General features: G+C 72.0%; 17 protein-coding genes. 9 read left to right on the plus strand and 8 right to left on the minus strand.

The genetic code is table 11. The features are described from left to right. Nucleotides 1-10: 10 nt before the first annotated feature. From CITRI_RS0109150 to CITRI_RS0109165, 4 genes are all read right to left on the minus strand, one after another. Nucleotides 11-898, minus strand: coding sequence for an amino acid ABC transporter permease (locus tag CITRI_RS0109150; RefSeq protein WP_010144456.1), 888 nt, complete (start codon nt 896-898; stop codon nt 11-13). Further along, nucleotides 895-1,569 carry an amino acid ABC transporter permease gene (locus tag CITRI_RS0109155; RefSeq protein ID WP_010144457.1) on the minus strand — a complete coding sequence of 225 codons (675 nt, stop codon included), beginning with the start codon at nt 1,567-1,569 and terminating at the stop codon, nt 895-897. Before CITRI_RS0109155 ends, CITRI_RS0109150 begins: the two co-directional genes overlap by 4 nt. Before the next feature lie 115 nt (nt 1,570-1,684). Next, entirely contained in the window at nt 1,685-2,563 is an 879-nt protein-coding gene (locus tag CITRI_RS0109160) for a glutamate ABC transporter substrate-binding protein (protein WP_010144458.1), read from the minus strand. 74 nt (nt 2,564-2,637) lie between these two features. After that, nucleotides 2,638-3,432: an amino acid ABC transporter ATP-binding protein gene (locus tag CITRI_RS0109165; RefSeq protein ID WP_010144459.1), complete on the minus strand. Its 795-nt coding sequence runs from the start codon at nt 3,430-3,432 to the stop codon at nt 2,638-2,640. 149 nt (nt 3,433-3,581) lie between these two features. Between CITRI_RS0109165 and CITRI_RS0109170 the strand changes: the two genes are divergently transcribed. The 3 genes from CITRI_RS0109170 to CITRI_RS18960 all read left to right on the plus strand — a co-directional run bounded on the left by CITRI_RS0109170 (nt 3,582) and on the right by CITRI_RS18960 (nt 5,103). After that, nucleotides 3,582-4,475, plus strand: coding sequence for a TIGR00730 family Rossman fold protein (locus CITRI_RS0109170; RefSeq protein ID WP_010144461.1), 894 nt, complete (start codon nt 3,582-3,584; stop codon nt 4,473-4,475). Further along, entirely contained in the window at nt 4,472-4,825 is a 354-nt protein-coding gene (locus tag CITRI_RS0109175; RefSeq protein ID WP_010144462.1) for a DivIVA domain-containing protein, read from the plus strand. Before CITRI_RS0109170 ends, CITRI_RS0109175 begins: the two co-directional genes overlap by 4 nt. A 107-nt stretch (nt 4,826-4,932) precedes the next feature. Further along, complete coding sequence (locus CITRI_RS18960; RefSeq protein WP_083843390.1) at nt 4,933-5,103, plus strand: DUF3117 domain-containing protein; 171 nt, start codon at nt 4,933-4,935, stop codon at nt 5,101-5,103. 164 nt (nt 5,104-5,267) lie between these two features. On the opposite strand, the gene CITRI_RS0109185 is transcribed toward CITRI_RS18960, so the two are convergent. Then, nucleotides 5,268-5,918, minus strand: a complete 651-nt coding sequence (locus tag CITRI_RS0109185) for an O-methyltransferase (protein WP_010144464.1) — start codon at nt 5,916-5,918, stop codon at nt 5,268-5,270. Nucleotides 5,919-6,184: 266 nt separating this feature from the next. Between CITRI_RS0109185 and CITRI_RS0109190 the strand changes: the two genes are divergently transcribed. Together CITRI_RS0109190 and CITRI_RS19795 are read left to right on the plus strand one after the other, a co-directional pair. Beyond that, nucleotides 6,185-7,303 (plus strand): zf-HC2 domain-containing protein, encoded by a 1,119-nt coding sequence (locus CITRI_RS0109190; protein WP_010144465.1) that lies wholly within the window; start codon nt 6,185-6,187, stop codon nt 7,301-7,303. Nucleotides 7,304-7,358: 55 nt separating this feature from the next. After that, entirely contained in the window at nt 7,359-7,982 is a 624-nt protein-coding gene (locus tag CITRI_RS19795; RefSeq protein ID WP_010144466.1) for a twin-arginine translocase TatA/TatE family subunit, read from the plus strand. Between the two features lie 51 nt (nt 7,983-8,033). On the opposite strand, the gene CITRI_RS0109200 is transcribed toward CITRI_RS19795, so the two are convergent. The 3 genes from CITRI_RS0109200 to CITRI_RS0109210 are packed head-to-tail and all read right to left on the minus strand — an operon-like array spanning nt 8,034 to nt 11,256. Further along, a complete protein-coding gene (locus CITRI_RS0109200; protein ID WP_010144467.1) occupies nt 8,034-9,221 on the minus strand; it encodes an Mrp/NBP35 family ATP-binding protein in 1,188 nt (395 codons plus the stop codon). Next, complete coding sequence (locus CITRI_RS17115) at nt 9,218-9,976, minus strand: DUF1003 domain-containing protein (RefSeq protein ID WP_010144468.1); 759 nt, start codon at nt 9,974-9,976, stop codon at nt 9,218-9,220. The genes CITRI_RS0109200 and CITRI_RS17115 overlap by 4 nt, the downstream gene beginning before the upstream one ends. Further along, nucleotides 9,976-11,256, minus strand: a complete 1,281-nt coding sequence (locus CITRI_RS0109210) for a magnesium transporter MgtE N-terminal domain-containing protein (protein WP_010144469.1) — start codon at nt 11,254-11,256, stop codon at nt 9,976-9,978. The genes CITRI_RS17115 and CITRI_RS0109210 overlap by 1 nt, the downstream gene beginning before the upstream one ends. A 147-nt stretch (nt 11,257-11,403) precedes the next feature. Between CITRI_RS0109210 and CITRI_RS20215 the strand changes: the two genes are divergently transcribed. From CITRI_RS20215 to CITRI_RS0109230, 4 genes are all read left to right on the plus strand, one after another. After that, nucleotides 11,404-12,552, plus strand: coding sequence for a hypothetical protein (locus CITRI_RS20215; RefSeq protein WP_040386204.1), 1,149 nt, complete (start codon nt 11,404-11,406; stop codon nt 12,550-12,552). Beyond that, the gene (locus CITRI_RS0109220; protein WP_010144471.1) at nt 12,549-13,502 is read left to right on the plus strand and encodes an ABC transporter ATP-binding protein; all 954 of its coding nucleotides are present in this window, start codon (nt 12,549-12,551) and stop codon (nt 13,500-13,502) included. Before CITRI_RS20215 ends, CITRI_RS0109220 begins: the two co-directional genes overlap by 4 nt. A gap of 22 nt (nt 13,503-13,524) precedes the next feature. After that, nucleotides 13,525-14,325, plus strand: a complete 801-nt coding sequence (locus CITRI_RS0109225) for an ABC transporter permease (RefSeq protein ID WP_010144472.1) — start codon at nt 13,525-13,527, stop codon at nt 14,323-14,325. A 96-nt stretch (nt 14,326-14,421) separates the two neighbouring features. Beyond that, on the plus strand, nt 14,422-14,982 hold a 561-nt coding region (locus tag CITRI_RS0109230), incomplete at its 3' end, for a general stress protein (protein WP_010144474.1).

Raw genomic sequence — 14,982 nt, forward strand, 5'->3', positions numbered from 1 at the left:
CCCGCCCGGACTACCTGACCGGGAGGGCGGGGCCCATGGTGGTGGAGGTGACCGGTGCGGTGTCCCCGCCGGTGCGGGAGGAGAGCCGTCCGGCGAGCTTGGAGGCCAGCCAGGTGAGGATGAAGTTGATGACGATGAAGATCAGGGCGGCCACCACGAGGGTCTGCAGGATGTTGGAGTAGCCCGAGCCGAGCTGGCGGGAGTACTGCAGCAGTTCGTAGAAGCCGATCAGGTAGCCCAGGGCTGAGTCCTTGATGATGACCACGAACTGGCTCAGCAGTGAGGGCAGCATCGCGGTCAGGGCCTGGGGGACCTCGACCAGGCGCAGGGACTGGTTGTTGGTCATCCCCACGGCGGCGGCGGCCTCGCGCTGTCCCTTGGGCAGGGACTTCACCCCGGAGCGGACCAGTTCGGCGATCACGGCGCCGTTGTAGACGGTGAGCCCGACGATGACCCCGTAGTACGCGGCGTCCGCGGAGGCGATCAGTCCGGTGGGGGCCACGATGCGGGAGAAGAAGAAGTACAGGAAGAACATCATCACCAGCACCGGCACGGCGCGGAAGAACTCGACCACCACGCCGGCGAACCAGCGGATCGGGCCGAACGGGGCCAGGCGCAGGAAGCCGAAGATGAGCCCGAAGACCATGGCGGTGACCACGGCGATCCCGGAGGCCTGCAGGGTGAACTTCAGCCCGGGCAGGTAGTAGTTGGCCCAGGCGTTGGCGTTCAGGGCGTTGGCCCACTTCTCCGGGGCCAGCTGGTCCTGTTCGTTGAGCTGGATCAGCACCAGCACCACGATGACCAGTACGACCACCAGGGCCGCGGCGTTGGAGAGCAGGATGTTGCGCCGGGCCTTGGGGCCGGGGGCGTCGAAGAGGACGGTGGCCTGGGTTCTCATCGGGCCACCGCCAGCTTGTCGGAGAGCCAGGTGGTCAGCAGGCCCATCGGGATCACGATGATGCAGAACCCGATCGCGATGGTCAGGAAGATGGAGACCATCAGGTTGGGATTGAACTCGATCATGGTCTTCATCAGTCCGGAGGCCTCCGCCACGGAGGCGGCCGCGGCCACCGTGGTGTTCTTGGTCAGGGCGATCAGGGTGTTGCCCAGGGGGGTGATGGCCCCGCGCAGGGCCTGGGGGAGCACGACCACCCGCGCGGCGGGCAGGAAGCTCAGGCCAATGGCGCGGGCGGCCTCGGCCTGGCCCTGGGGGACCGTGTTGACCCCCGAGCGGATGGCCTCGCACACGAAGGCCGCGTGGTAGATCGACAGCGCGATGACGGCGTAGACGAAGAAGTTGAGCTCGAAGTCCGAGGAGAACGTGATCTTCAGCTGGCCCCACACGGCCAGCACGCCGAGCACCATGATGATCGTCAGCGGGGTGTTGCGCACCACGTTCACGTACGAGGTGCCGATGGCCCGCAGCGAGCCCACGGGGGAGATCCGGAACACGGCCAGCACGGTGCCCAGCGCGAACGAGCCGATGGCCGCGAGGATGGTCAGCCGGATGTTCATCCAGAAGGCGCCGATGATGTCGTACTCGGCGAAGAGTTCAAGAAAGCCGTTCATGGGGTTCCTGTCCCTGGAGCGGACGGAGGGGTGGGGCCGACGACGGCGACGGGACGGCCCGAGGGCCGTGCCGCCGCCGTCTCAGTGCCGCGGTTCAGTCGCGCGGCGCGGCGGCTCAGGCCTCGCAGGACACCAGCTCGGCGTCGGGGCCGTTGTTCAGCGTCTCGTCGGGGGTGTAGCCCGTCCCCTCGGTGTTCGCGGTCAGGGCCTCCTCCCAGGCGCCCTCGTCCTTCATCTTGGTGATCGCGTCGTTGATGGCCTGGCACTGGTCCGAGCCCTTGGGGATGCCCACGCCGTAGCGTTCGGTGGTGAAGGCGTTGCCGACCACCTTGAACTTGCCGGCGTTCTCGGGGGTGGCGGCCAGGCCGGCGAGGATGATGTCGTCCGTGGTGACGGCGTCCACCTGGCCGGACTCCAGGTAGGTCACGCACTCGGCGTACCCGCCCTGCTCGACCAGGTTCACGCCCTCGGCGTACTCGTCCTTGATCCGCTGGGCCGAGGTGGACCCGGTGACGGAGCACAGGTTCTTGCCGTTCAGCGCCTCCGGGCCGGTGATCTCGGTGTCGTCCTGGCGCACCAGCAGGTCCTGGCCGGCCACGAAGTACGGGCCCGCGAAACCCACGCGCTCGGCGCGCTCGTCGGTGATGGAGTAGGTGGCGAAGATCATGTCGACCTCGCCGCCCTCCAGGGCGTTCTCCCGGTTGGCCGAGGGGGTCTGGATCCACTCGATGTCCCCCTCGGCGTAGCCGAGCTCCCCGGCCACGTACTTGGCGACGTCCACGTCGAAGCCGGTCGGGTCGCCGGAGCCCTCGCGGAAGCCGAGGCCGGGCTGGTCGAACTTGATGCCGATGCGGACCGTCTCGCCACCGCCCTGGGTCTCGCCGCCGCCGGTCTCGCCGCCGCCGCCGCCGTCCGTGGAGGACGGCGAGCAGGCGGACAGGGCGAGGGCGGCCGACGCGGCCAGGGCGGCGACGGAGATGTACTTCTTGCGCATGGTTCCTCCAGGGACGGTGATGATGTCGGTGCGACGGGTGGTCTGGGGCGGGCGAGCGGTGCGTTCGCCCGGGTTCAGTGGGTGAGGATCTTGCCGAGGAAGTCCTTGGCGCGGGGGTGCTGGGGGCGGGTGAAGAAGGACTCGGGGTCGGTGTCCTCCAGGACCTTGCCCTCGTCCATGAACAGCACCCGGTCCCCGGCCTTGCGCGCGAAGCCCATCTCGTGGGTCACCACCACCATGGTCATCCCCTCGCGGGCCAGCTGGACCATGACGTCGAGCACCTCCTGGACCATCTCCGGGTCCAGGGCCGAGGTCGGCTCGTCGAAGAGCAGGACCTTGGGCTTCATGGCCAGGGCACGGGCGATGGCCACGCGCTGCTGCTGGCCGCCGGAGAGCTGGGCCGGCATCTTCCGGGCCTGCTGGGCCACCCCGACGCGTTCGAGCAGCCCCATCGCGTCCTTCTCCGCCTGGGCCTTCTTCACGCCCTTGACCTTGATCGGGCCCAGGGTGACGTTCTCCAGGATCGACTTGTGGGCGAAGAGGTTGAATGACTGGAACACCATCCCGACGTCGGCACGCAACCGCGCCAGCGCCTTGCCCTCATCGGGCAGGGGCTTGCCGTCGATCCGGATCGTCCCGCCCGGGTCGATGGTCTCCAGGCGGTTGATGGTGCGGCACAGGGTGGACTTGCCCGACCCGGACGGGCCCAGCACGATCGCCACCTGCCGTTCCGGGATGGTCAGGTTGATGTCCGTGAGCGCCTGGAACGACCCGAAGTGCTTGTTGACGTTCTCCAGTTCGACCAGGATCCGGGTGCCGGTGCTGTCCGCCGCGGGGGGATCCGCTGGGGGCGGTGTGGTCTGCGTCATGGCGACGAGACTAGCGGAGAACGACGCCCCCCGTCAGGCGACGTGGATGGTTCACGAGGGTTTGACGCCATCGTTGCGGAACTGAAACATCTGTTTCCCGTCCGGGGGCGGCGGCCGGGTCCGGAGGCCCTGCCCACTAGGGTGGTCCCATGTCACAGAACTCCGACGACCGGCGGCCCCGACCGGAGGTCCGGCGCGGCCCCCAGACGCTGCGTGGCGCCGACGCCTCGGGACCGACGTTCGACCAGATGCTGCTGGACTCCCGCCAGCGCCAGGCCGGTTCCTCCGGACGGCGGAGCACCGAGTCGATCGCCCGGGACACCTGGCGGGTGATGCGCATGCAGGGCGAGCTCGTGGAGGGCTTCGGCTCGCTGGCGACCCTGGGCCCGGCCATCTCCGTGTTCGGCTCGGCCAGGTCCCGGCCCGGCGAGGCGGACTACGAGCAGTCCCGGGAGGTCGGCCGACGGCTGGCCGAGGCCGGTTTCACGGTCATCACCGGTGGCGGGCCCGGAGTGATGGAGGCCGCCAACCGTGGGGCCAAGGAGGGCGGCGGGCACTCCGTGGGGCTGGGCATCGAGCTGCCCCACGAGCAGGGGCTGAACGACTGGGTGGACCTGGGCATCGACTTCCGCTACTTCTTCGTCCGCAAGGTCATGTTCGTGAAGTTCTCCCAGGGCTTCGTGGTGGCACCCGGCGGCATGGGCACCCTGGACGAGCTCTTCGAGGCGCTCACCCTGGTCCAGACCGGCAAGGTCACCGCGTTCCCCGTGGTCCTGCTGGACCGGGAGTACTGGACGCCGCTCGTGGCGTGGATCCGGGACACCCTGGTCGCCCGCGGGATGATCGCGGAGGACGACGTGGACCTGCTGCGCGTGGCGGACACCCCGGAGGAGGCCGTGGAGCTGGTGCTGACCACGGTGCCCGTGTCCCGCTGGCCGGACCGCCTGGCCGGGCGCGACGTGACCGACGACGGCCTGGGCGAGGGCGGCCCGGTCGGTGGTGACCCGGTCGAGGGTGGCCCGGGCGGGGGAGACCCGCAGTGACCGTGTCCGTGGTGCTGGTCCTGGTGGCGGCCGTGGTCGTGGTGGGCCTGATCGCCCTCGCCCTGGCCGGGCGCACCGGTTTCGCCCGGCCGCTGGCCGAGCCGGTCCGGACCCTGCCCCCGGTGCTGCTGCCGGCGGACCCGGAGGCGGCCGACGTCGACCGCCTGCGCTTCTCACCGGCCCTGCGGGGATACCGGATGGACCAGGTGGACGAGACCCTGCAGCGGCTCGCGTCGGCGCTGGCGGACCGGGACGCCCAGATCACCGCGCTGCGGCGGCAGGCGCAGGACGGTCCTGACATCGGCGGTCCTGCGGGTGTGATTAGCGGCACCGCGCCGAATCCGGAATAATAGGGGATGTCAAGCGCTCTGCGACCGGCTCCCCTCGGGTGCCGGTCGCACGAACTACCGTGCGGCCCCAGCGTGACACGGGACCCGCAGTTGAGAAGGGAACACAGATGGCAGCCATGAAGCCTCGTACCGGGGATGGTCCCATGGAAGTGACCAAGGAGGGACGAAGCCTGATCATGCGCGTGCCGATTGACGGCGGCGGACGACTGGTCCTCGAGCTCAACAACGAGGAGGCCAACTCGCTCAAGGAGTGCCTCGTCGGGGTCACCGAGGGCTGACGTCCCGCCTCGTGACACGGGTATCGCACGAGACCCCCGGATCCCTGCCGCACGGCGGGTCCGGGGGTCTCGTGCATGAGGGCGAGCGCCGGGAGCGTTGGTCGCGCGGGGAGTGCCGGTGCACCGGGGCGGTGCTGCTCCGACGGTCAGTGCCGATCCGGCGGTCAGCGCCGGACGGCCGCCAGCACGCCGGTACCGGTCGGGACGAGGGCGGAGAACCACTGCTCCTCGTCACGCAGGAGCTTGCCGGCCTCCCGGGCGGCCACGGTGGAGGCCTCCCGCACCGCGGGCTTGGGGACGCGGTCCTGGTCCAGTGCGTCGTTGACCACCAACAGCCCGCCCGGGCGCAGCAGCCGCGCGGATTGCTCCACGTGGAAGACGAGGGACGCCTTGTCCGCGTCGAGGAACACCATGTCGTAGGACCGGCTGGTCAGCCGCGGCACCACGGTGCGCGCCCGGCCGGTGATCATCCGGGTCCGGTTGGCCGGGAACCCGCCGTCGGCGAAGGCCTCGCGGGCGGCCCGCAGCGCCTCGGCGTCCGGGTCGATCGTGGTCAGCATGGAGGTGCGGGCGAGCCCGCGCATCAGGGCGAGACCGGACACCCCGGCCCCGGTGCCGATCTCCACCAGGGTGGCGGGGGACCGGGTGGCCGCCAGCACGGTCAGCAGGGCGGCGGTGCCCTCGCTCACCGGGACGATGCCCAGGTCTGCCGAGCGCTCGCGGGCCCGCAGCATGACCTCGTCCTCATCCGGACGCGACTCGGCGAAGGCCCAGCTGGCATGCTTGTCCGTCTGGTGGGGGCTCAGGGCCTTCATGGGGCGGGCTCGATTCTGTCGTCGGTTGCGGCGTCCTGTCGTCAGTCGCGGCACCCCAGTCTACGGCGACCTGGGCGTGTGCTCAGGCTCCTCCCAGAAAGCCGGGGCACACTGGTCGGGTACGGAAAGGAGTCGTCGGCCGTGATCCCCACCGACTGCACCACCCCTCCCAGCACTCTTGACAGCCGTTCCGGCCCCCGCGTTTCCGGCCCCAGTGCCTCCATCTCCTCCCCGGGAATGCCCGCCGGAGGGACGGACGAGGGCTGATGGCCGCCCTGCATCCCCGGAGCCGTCTGGACTCCTTCATCGAGGGCGCCCTGACCCCCTATTCCCGCGCACGCGTCTCCGCCCATCTGGCGGACTGCGCCGACTGCCGCCGCGAGGTCGGTCAGCGCGAACGCATCCTCCGCGCCGTGTCATCCCTCGGACCGGTTCGCGGGCCGTCGTCTGACCCGTCCGGTCCGGAGGGTGCCGGGCAGCGGTCCGTTCCCGTGCTGGAGCGCCGCGACGGAGTGGCCGGCTGGAAGGTCGTGCTCGGTCTCGGAGCCCTGGGACTGCTCACCTCCGGTGTCCTGATGTCGGCGTGGGTCGCCGGTGACCCGGAGGCCCGGGACCCGCAGGCCGGCCAGTTCCAGTTCCTGTCCTTCGCCGGGGACTCCTCTGCGGTCCCCGAGACCGACTCCGGCCGCCCGGCCGCCGCGTCGATGTCCGGTGCATCCTCGGGTGCCGCGTCCGTGTCATCGGTGCCGGACCACGCGCCTGCCGGCTCGATCCTGTCCTCGGCGGCCGGGATCACCCCGGACACGGCGGGCACGCTGACGCCCTCGATGGTGACCGACCTGCGCCAGGCGGGCTGGAACGTGCCGACGTTCCACGGGCTCGGGATGCCCGCCATGTCGACCGGCTGGCAGCGCGGGGAGGGATTCACCGAGGTGGTGATGACCCTGACCGGTGCCGGTCACACCCTGGAGTTCCACGAGTGCCGGACGCTGCCGGACGCAGAACCGGTACCGTCCTGCCCGGTCGGCTGGGACCTGCGCAGCGGTCCCGCGGTGGAACGGGCCGCGACGCCGGTCACCGGTCCGCTGTCCTGGACGGGCGCCGACGTCGTCCGGCTGCCGGTCGGCCTGGACATGCAATTGCGCGAGCACGCCGACGGTTCCTGGACCGCCGCCCTGGCCACCTCCCAGGCGGGGTACACCGTGGACTCGGACCTGCCCGTCGAGAGTGCCCCGCGGGTGATGTCCATGGTGGTCATCTCGGAGCGCTCGCGCGTGCAGGGCGGCGCCGCACCGGAATCGCCGGGCGACCGGCTGGCGCGGGGCTTCGAGCGCATCCTCCCGTGGACGGACGGGACGGACGGGACGGAGCCCCAACGCCGGTGACGCCGTGCCGAAGCAGTCGCGGGCGGCCTCCGGTGCTCGGGTAGTCTGGGGTCCCGTGACCTTCGGAATCAACGGTGCAGAACTGATCATCCTGATCATCCTGGCCGTCCTGGTGCTCGGCCCGGAGAAACTGCCCGAGTACACGCGCAAGCTCACCGAGTGGATCCGCACTCTGCGGCGCATGGCCGAAGGGGCCAAGGTCCAGTTCAGGGACGAGACCGGGACCGACTTCGACGAGATCGACTGGCGCCGCTACGACCCCCGCCAGTACGACCCCCGCCGCATCATCCGCGAGGCCCTGGCCGACCCGGTCGACGATCCCGGGGCGGACCGCCGGGGCTCCGGGCCGGGCACCGGATCGACCGTGGCGAGGACCCCGTCCGACACCCGCGAGACCCTGCGGAACGACCTCGGCGCCGTCCGATCCGAACGAGATGCCCTCCGTGAGGACCTGAAGGAGATGGACCCCCGGGCACTGTTCTTCGGCTCCTCCACCGCGCGTCGCACCACCTCGTCGCCGAGCGGCGCCGGGTCATCGGCCCCGGACGCGGCGGAGATCGAGGCCCCGACGCCGGCCGGAACCGGGGCGGATGAGACCGTGCCGGACGAGGCCGACGCCGAGCCGGCCGGCCCGCCCGCCGCGGCCCGCCCGGCACCCTTCGACACCGAGGCGACCTGAGCGCACGTCCGGGCACCGGGATCGAGCGCGGTCACCGGGGGCGGTCCCGGATCAGTCCCGCGGGCTGACCGGCAGCCGCACTCCCGAGAGTCCACGCGGGCGGACGGCCAGGGCGTCGGCGATGCGCCGCAGCTCGGTGCCGGCCGCCGAGCCGGGATGGGCCAGGACCACGGGGGTGCCGCCGTCGCCGTCCTGGCGCAGGACGGGGTCCAGCGGGACCGAACCCAGCAACGGGACCGGCTGGCCCAGCGCGGCCGAGAGCCGGTCGGCCACGAGCCGCCCGCCACCGCTGCCGAACAGGTCGAGCACCGTACCGTCCGGCAGGGTCATCGCGGCCATGTTCTCCACCACGCCGGCCACCTGCTGGCCGGTCTGCTCGGACAGTTCCCCCGAGCGCGCCGCCACCTGGGCCGCCGCCTGCTGCGGGGTGGTCACCACGAGCAGCTCGGAGGTGGGCATCAGCTGCGCGGCGGAGATGGCGATGTCACCGGTGCCCGGGGGCAGGTCCACGAGCAGGACGTCGAGGTCACCCCAGTACACGTCCGTCACGAACTGCTCCAGGGCCCGGTGCAGCATGGGTCCGCGCCAGGCGACCGGGCGGTCGGTGTCCAGGAACATCCCGATGGAGATGACCTTCACGCCGTGCGCGACGGGGGGCAGGATCATCTCGTCCACGCGGGTGGGGCGCTCCGCGGTCCCCAGCAGCCCGGGGATGGAGAAGCCGTGGATGTCCGCGTCCACGAGTCCCACCGCCAGGCCGCGGGCGGCCAGCGCGGTGGCCAGGTTGGCGGTGACGGTGGACTTGCCCACCCCGCCCTTGCCGGAGGCCACCGCGTAGACGCGGGTCAGGGTGGACTGGCCGAAGGGGTTGGCCGGTCGCCCGGCGGTGAGCCGGTCCTTGAGGGCGGCTCGTTGCTCGGGCGTCATCACCGTCATGACGACCTCGGAGCCCGAGCATCCCGGCAGTCCGTCCAGGGCCCGCTCGACGTCCCCGGTGATGGTGTCCCGCAGCGGACAACCCGCGATGGTCAGGCGGATGCCGATCGTCAGGTGCCCGGGGGAGTCGGCCTGCGGGCTGGTGGCGAGTGCCTCGACCGGACGCCCGGTACCACCCTCGGTGACGGAGGCGACCATGCCCAGCTCGGTGACCGGGCGCCGCAGCTCGGGATCCAGGACGGAGCCCAGGCGCTCCCAGGCGGCCCGTTCCAGTGGCGTGGTGAGTTCGGGGGTGTCTGTCATTCCGTGGTGTCGTCCTTGCTGGTCTCGGTGTCCACGGCGGCCTCCTCCGCGGCGATGATCGCCAGCGTCGTGGTCTGCGCGCCGTCCTCGTCGCCCTCGATCCGCTCGCGGGCCTCCCGGCTCGGCCGGTTCTTCTTCTTTTTCTTCTTCCGCGCCACGGTGCCGGACCCCCGGTACGGGGCGCCGTCGTCGGGACCCTGGCGCAACTCCTCGAGCAGTTCGGCGCGCACCTGCTCGCGCATCTGGTCCTTGAGCTCCTCGGTGATCTCGGCGACGGCATCGCGCATCTCGGAGCGCACGAAGTCGCGCGTGGCCACGTCCTGCAGGGCGATCCGCAGGCCGGCGAGCTCACGGGTCAGGTACTCGGTGTCCGCGAGGTTGCGCTCGGCCCGCGCACGGTCCTCGCGCAGGGACACCTTGTCCCGGTCGTCCTGCCGGTTCTGGGCCAGCAGCAGCAGCGGGGCGGCGTAGGAGGCCTGCAGGGACAGCACCAGCGTCAGCGCGGTGAAGCCCAGGGCGGCGGAGTCGAACCGCCACGCCTCCGGGGAGAACGTGTTCCAGACCAGCCAGATGGCACAGAAGATCGTCATGGCCAGGAGGAACTGCGGGGTGCCCATGAACCGGGCGAACCCCTCGGTGGCCTCGCCGAACGCGTCCGGGTTCGGGCTCAGCCGCGGCCAACGCCGCTCCCGGGCGCCCATCGGGGTCTCCAGGCCGGTCCGGCGCTGGGCCTGGTCGGTCGACTTCTCTGCCATCAGCTGGCCTCCTCTCTCGGCGCCGGTGCGTCCTCGGTCTCGGAGTCGTCCATGCTGCGCCAGTCCTCGGGCAGGATGTGGTCCAGCACGTCGTCCACGGTCACGGCCCCCACCACGCGGTGGTGCTCGTTGACCACCGGGATGCAGGTCAGGTTGTAGGTGGCCAGCTCGCGCGTCACGGCCGGCAGCGGCAGCAGGTCGGAGACCGGTTCCAGGTCCTTGTCCAGCAGGTTGCCCAGGGGTTCCGGCGGCGGGTAGCGCAGCAGGCGCTGGAAGTGCACCACGCCGAGGTAGCGGCCGGTGGGGGTCTCCAGCGGGGGCCGGGCCACGATCACCAGGGAGGCCATCGCGGGGGTGAACTCCTGCTGGCGGATGTTGGCCAGCGCATCGGCGACGGTCGCCTCCGGGGGCATGATCACCGGCACCGGCGTCATCACCGAGCCGGCCGTGTTCTCCTCGTACTCCATGAGGCGGCGGACGTCATCGGCCTCCTCGGGTTCCATCAGCTCCAGCAGCAGCTCCTGTTGGGAGTCGGAGAGCTCGTGCAGCAGGTCGGCGGCATCGTCCGGGTCCATCTCCTCCAGCACGTCGGCCGCGCGCTCGATGTCCAGGTGGGAGATGATCTCGACCTGGTCGTCGTCCGGCAGCTCCTGGAGCACGTCCGCCAATCGTTCGTCCTGCAGCTCGGTGGCGACCTCCACGCGGCGCTTGGCCGTCATCTCGTGCAGGACGTCCGCCAGGTCGGCGGCCTTGAGGTCCTCGTGGGCGGCCACGAAGCTGGTGGCGCCCTGGGGCTCGGCCTGGTCGGCCCACCGGGCCTGTCCCCATTCCACGAGCAGGTGCTCACCGCGGGCCCGGCCGAAGGCGGTGCGGCCGGCGTCGCGGCGGACGTAGAGGTCGCTGACCACCCAGTCGCCGTTGCGCTGCCGCTCCAGGCCCAGGTCCTCCAGGATGGCGTTCCCGGACCCGTCCGCCAGGGTGACCTTGCGGTCGAAGAGGTCCCCGGCGACCATCAGCTCGGCCCCGCGGCGTTCGAAGCGGCGCAGGTTGATCAGCCCCGTGGTGATGATCTGGCCGGAGCCCATGGAGGTCACCCGGGTCATCGGCACGAAGACCCGCTTCTTGCCCGGCACCTCGATGACCAGGCCGACCGCGACCGGCGGCAGGCCGGGCCCGCGATCGGTCACGACGGCGTCGCGCATCCGTCCCAGCCGGTCGCCCAGCGGGTCGAACACGTCAAGGCCCAGCATCCGGGCGACGAAGATCTTGGGGGCACTCACCCCTCCAGCCTAGTCGGCCCGGACCGGTCGGCCCGGGGGGCCGCCGGGCCCGGTGAGGGCAGGGACACGCCCACCGGGGCCATGGTCAGGGCGGCCGGGGCGGCGTACCGTAGGAGCACGGATATCCGCCCCAGGGAACGAGTGGCTATGAACCGTGGCCCATGGAAGAAGTGGACTCCCGCCGTGGCGGTGAGCGTGACGATCGCGGCGCTCGCGGCGGGTGGCTCCATCGCGGCCAGCGCGCGGACGGACCTGCCGGACAGGACACCCCAGGACGTGCTCGAGATGGTCGCCGCGCACGAGGTCGAGGGGTTCTCCGGCCGCCTGGCGGCCAGCGTCGAGCTGGGCCTGCCGCAGTTGCCCGGGGAGGCCGTCCGGGATGCCGAGGCCCAGGACACCGGCGCCGTGGACGCACGACTGGCCGAACTGCTCGCGCTGGTGCCGGGCACGCACGAGGCCCGGGTCTTCGCCGACGGACACGACCGGTCGCGCCTGCAGCTCCTGGACGGGGCCGAGGAGAAGAACCTCATCCGCAACGACGACGAGCTCTGGTTCTACGACTCCGTCGAGGACCGGGCCGTCCACGCCACCCTGCCTGCGGGCGGTGCGGGGCACGGTGAGAGCACGGACCCGTGGCGGGGTGACGGGGCCCTGCCCACCCCGGAGCGGATCGCCGAGCGCGTGCTGGACCGGGCCGAGGCGCACAGCACGGTCACGGTCGAGGAGGGCACCGCTGACTCCGGCCGGGACGCCTACACCGTGCGCCTGGACCCGCGCACCGATGAGACACTCGTGGACAGTGTCCTGGTCGACGTCGATGCCCAGACCGGCATGCCGCTCGGCGTCGAGGTGCGCGCGGTGGGACAGGACGAGCCGGCCGTCAGCGTCGCCTTCACGGAGTTCACCCCGGGTGCGCCCGACGCCGGCCTGTTCGACTTCGAGCCGCCCGCCGGGGCCACGGTGGAGGAGCAGACCCTCCCTGACTGCGGGCCATGGTCCGGTGCCGCCGGTGCCCGGGAGGACGGGAACCGGGGACCGGTCTCCGGCGACCGAGCGCGGGGCGAGGTCGTCGGCGACGGCTGGGAGACCGTCGTGGTGATGCCCGCTGGGTCCGGCCCCGGGGAACTGGCCGGCTCGGAGCTGCTGAACGAACTGGCCGTGGAGGTCGAGGGTGGCCGCGTGCTGGGCACGCCGTTGCTGAACGTCCTGCTGACGGACGACGGACGGGTGCTCGCGGGACCGGTGCCGCAGCACCGGCTGCTGGAGGTCGCCGGCGCCGGAACCGGCGAGGAGTGAACGGCGCATTCCCGGACGCGGACCCGGTCATCCGCACGCGCCGGTTGAGCAAGCGGTTCGGGAGGCGTCAGGCCGTCCGCGAGGTGGACCTGACCGTCCCGCGCGGCGCGGTGTTCGGGTTCCTGGGGCCCAACGGCTCCGGCAAGACCACGACGATCCGGATGCTGCTGGGCCTGGCCACGCCGACCTCCGGCACCATCAGCCTGCTCGGGGAGCCGATGCCGCAGGCAGCCCTGCGGGTCCTGCCCCGCGTCGGGGCGCTCGTGGAGGGACCGGCCTTCTACCCCTACCTCTCCGGGCGGGCCAACCTGGTCCGCCTCGACGCCGCGGACCGCACCTCCGATCCGCGCACGCGGGCGCGGCGGGTGGAGGAGGCGCTGGAGCGGGTGGGGCTCGCGCGCGCCGCCCGGTTGGCCGTGCACGCCTACTCCCTGGGCATGAAGCAGCGCCTCGGCATCGCCGGCGCCCTGGCCGCCGAGCGCGAACTGCTGGTGCTGGACGAGCCCACCAACGGACTGGACCCGCAGGGGACGCGGGAGGTGCGGCACCTGGTGGCCTCCCTGGCCGGGGCCGGGCTGACGGTGTTCGTCTCCAGCCACCTGCTCAGCGAGGTCGAGCAGGTGTGCACGCACGCGGCGGTCATGAGCAACGGCAGGCTCGTGGCGCAGGGGACGCTGGACGAACTGCGCGGGACCGCGGCCGGGCGGGTGGTGGTGCACACCCGGGACACCGAGGCCGCCGGACGGGTGCTCGCCCGCCTGGGGCTGTCCCCGATGCCCGACGGGACCGGGACCGTGCGTGCAACCACGGGCCCGCACACGCCGCCACCCGAGGACATCGTCTCCGCGCTGGTCACCTCCGGGGTGGGCGTGCGCGGGTTCAGCGTGGAGGGAACGAGCCTGGAGGAGCGGTTCGTGCAGCTGACGGGAGAGGGGTTCGACATTGCCTGAGCGGACCGCGCGGGCCGGCGGGATGCTCGCCTCGGAGCTGCACCTGCTGTTCCGGCGCCGGCGCACCTGGGCCCTGTTCGCCGCGCTGGCCGCGGTCCCGGTCCTGATCGGGCTGGCCGTGCGGGTCTCCACCGGCCCGCCGCGGGGCCGCGGGCCGGCGTTCCTGGACCAGGTGGCCGGCAACGGGGTCTTCCTGGCGGTGGTCGGACTGCTCGTCAGCGTGCCGCTGTTCCTGCCGCTGACCGTCGCGGTGGTCGCCGGGGACTCGATCGCCGGCGAGGCCTCCCAGGGCACCCTGCGCTACCTCCTGACGGCACCCGTGTCGCGGGCCGGCCTGCTGCTCGTCAAGTACGCGGTCATCGTGGTGTTCTGCGCCGCTGCGGTGCTGGTGCTCGCGGGGACCGGGGTGCTGGTCGGCCTGGTCCTGTTCGGGGTGCAGCCGGCCGTGCTGCTCTCCGGGGATACCCTCGGCCTCGGGGCGTCGTACGCGCGGATCGCCCTCATCGCCGCCCACGTGGCCGTGTCCCTGCTGGGGCTGGGGGCGATCGGGCTGTTCCTCTCGACGCTCTCGGACGTACCGGTGGGCGTGATGGCGGCCATCGCCGTGCTCGCGGTGGCGGCCCAGATCGCCGGTTCCCTGCCGCAGCTGGACTGGCTGCACCCCTGGCTGTTCACCGAGCACTGGACCGGTTTCGTGGACCTGCTGCGCCAACCGGTGCTCTGGGACTCCTTCGTCGACAACGCGGTGCTGCAGGCCGGTTACGTGCTGGTGTTCGGGGCGCTGGCCTACGGCAGGTTCGCCACGAAGGACGTGCTGAGCTGACCGGGGGCCGGGGGCCGGCATCGTGGTGCTTACGCCGGTGGCTGAGAACCGGCGCCCCGTGGTGACCGCCCAGGTCGTCAGCGGCAGAATGGACCCATGTCGATGCTCTTCGGTCCCGCGTCCTCCGACCCGGCAGCCAGCGGCCTGCCCCGTGGCGAGGTGCTGGGCACCTACGACTCCTACGCGGACGCCCGGAAGGTCGTGGACCGGCTGGCCGAGCAGGACTTCGACGTCCGGACCGTCTCGATCGTCGGCGTCGACCTGCGCACGGTCGAGCGGATCCGCCACCGGCAGACCTATGCCACCGTGGCCCTGCGCTCAGCCCTGCAGGGCGCGTTCTTCGGGCTGATGCTCGGCATCCTGATGAGCCTGATCGACCCTGCCGGCACGGGTCCGCAGATGCTCTACACCGTGGGCCTCGGCGTCGGGATCTGGGTGCTGTTCGGGGTCATCGGCCACTCGATCCGCAAGGGCAAGGGCTTCGACTCCGTCCAGCAGCTGGTGCCCGCCCGCTTCGACGTGGTCTGCGAGTTCGCCTCGGCGGCCACGGCCCGCCAGATCCTCGGGGGCGCCCCGGCGCCGTCACCGGCGCCCACCGCCGTACCGGCGCCGGCCCAGCAGCCGCCGGGCCCCGCTCCGTCCGGCCCGACGGCGCCG

Source organism: Citricoccus sp. CH26A (assembly GCF_000224415.1).
Taxonomy (GTDB): Bacteria; Actinomycetota; Actinomycetes; order Actinomycetales; family Micrococcaceae; genus Citricoccus.

Coding starts and splice junctions, on each gene's coding strand:
- CITRI_RS0109225 (WP_010144472.1), top strand. CDS start 13,525: ATGCTCGCCTCGGAGCTGCACCTGCTGTTCCGGCGCCGGCGCACCTGG.
- CITRI_RS0109200 (WP_010144467.1), bottom strand. CDS start 9,221: ATGACAGACACCCCCGAACTCACCACGCCACTGGAACGGGCCGCCTGG.
- CITRI_RS0109165 (WP_010144459.1), bottom strand. CDS start 3,432: ATGACGCAGACCACACCGCCCCCAGCGGATCCCCCCGCGGCGGACAGC.
- CITRI_RS20215 (WP_040386204.1), top strand. CDS start 11,404: ATGAACCGTGGCCCATGGAAGAAGTGGACTCCCGCCGTGGCGGTGAGC.
- CITRI_RS0109155 (WP_010144457.1), bottom strand. CDS start 1,569: ATGAACGGCTTTCTTGAACTCTTCGCCGAGTACGACATCATCGGCGCC.
- CITRI_RS0109190 (WP_010144465.1), top strand. CDS start 6,185: ATGGCCGCCCTGCATCCCCGGAGCCGTCTGGACTCCTTCATCGAGGGC.
- CITRI_RS0109160 (WP_010144458.1), bottom strand. CDS start 2,563: ATGCGCAAGAAGTACATCTCCGTCGCCGCCCTGGCCGCGTCGGCCGCC.
- CITRI_RS0109150 (WP_010144456.1), bottom strand. CDS start 898: ATGAGAACCCAGGCCACCGTCCTCTTCGACGCCCCCGGCCCCAAGGCC.
- CITRI_RS18960 (WP_083843390.1), top strand. CDS start 4,933: ATGGCAGCCATGAAGCCTCGTACCGGGGATGGTCCCATGGAAGTGACC.
- CITRI_RS17115 (WP_010144468.1), bottom strand. CDS start 9,976: ATGGCAGAGAAGTCGACCGACCAGGCCCAGCGCCGGACCGGCCTGGAG.
- CITRI_RS0109170 (WP_010144461.1), top strand. CDS start 3,582: ATGTCACAGAACTCCGACGACCGGCGGCCCCGACCGGAGGTCCGGCGC.
- CITRI_RS0109185 (WP_010144464.1), bottom strand. CDS start 5,918: ATGAAGGCCCTGAGCCCCCACCAGACGGACAAGCATGCCAGCTGGGCC.